The sequence below is a fragment of the Acinetobacter sp. A3 genome (assembly GCF_012371415.1).
Classification (GTDB): Bacteria; Pseudomonadota; Gammaproteobacteria; order Pseudomonadales; family Moraxellaceae; genus Acinetobacter.
Genome location: NZ_JAAZQW010000088.1, coordinates 1 through 1,130 on the forward strand (window position 1 = coordinate 1; position 1,130 = coordinate 1,130).

The window sequence follows — 1,130 nt, forward strand, 5'->3', positions numbered from 1 at the left end:
GAACGTAATAAGCCACACGTTAACGTGGGCACAATCGGTCACGTTGACCATGGTAAAACAACTTTAACAGCTGCAATTGCAACTGTATGTGCAAAAACATTCGGTGGTGAAGCGAAAGACTACGCTGCAATCGACTCTGCACCAGAAGAAAAAGCACGTGGTATTACAATTAATACTTCTCACGTAGAATACGACTCTCCAACTCGTCACTACGCGCACGTAGACTGCCCAGGCCACGCCGACTATGTTAAAAACATGATCACTGGTGCTGCTCAGATGGACGGTGCGATCCTTGTTTGTTCAGCGACTGATGGTCCAATGCCACAAACTCGTGAACACATCCTTCTTTCTCGTCAGGTAGGTGTACCTTACATCATCGTATTCTTAAACAAATGCGATATCGTAGACGACGAAGAGTTAATCGAATTAGTTGAAATGGAAGTTCGTGAACTTCTTTCTACTTACGACTTCCCAGGCGATGACACTCCAGTAATCCGTGGTTCTGCTCTTGCAGCACTTAACGGTGAATCAGGTCAATACGGCGAAGACGCTGTTGTAGCTCTTGTTGAAGCGCTTGACACTTACATTCCAGAGCCAGTACGTGCAATCGACCAAGCATTCTTAATGCCAATCGAAGACGTATTCTCAATTTCTGGTCGTGGTACAGTAGTAACTGGCCGTGTTGAAACTGGTATCGTGAAAGTAGGCGAAGAAGTTGAAATCGTTGGTATCAAAGACACAGTTAAAACAACTGTAACTGGCGTAGAAATGTTCCGTAAACTTCTAGACGAAGGTCGTGCGGGTGAGAACTGTGGTGTTCTTCTACGTGGTACTAAGCGTGAAGACGTACAACGTGGTCAAGTACTTGCTAAACCAGGTACAATCAAGCCACACACTAAATTCGATGCGGAAGTATATGTACTTTCTAAAGAAGAAGGTGGTCGTCACACTCCATTCCTTAACGGTTACCGTCCACAATTCTATTTCCGTACAACTGACGTAACTGGTGCAATCCAGTTGAAAGAAGGCGTTGAAATGGTAATGCCAGGTGACAACGTAGAAATGTCAGTAGAATTAATCCACCCAATCGCAATGGACGCTGGTTTACGCTTCGCGATCCGTGAAGGTGG

1 protein-coding gene is annotated in these 1,130 nt (G+C 45.2%); it reads left to right on the forward strand.

The genetic code is table 11. The features are described from left to right. A partial coding sequence (tuf, locus tag HHA42_RS13315; RefSeq protein WP_216076819.1) for an elongation factor Tu occupies nt 1–1,130 on the forward strand: 1,130 nt, incomplete at both ends.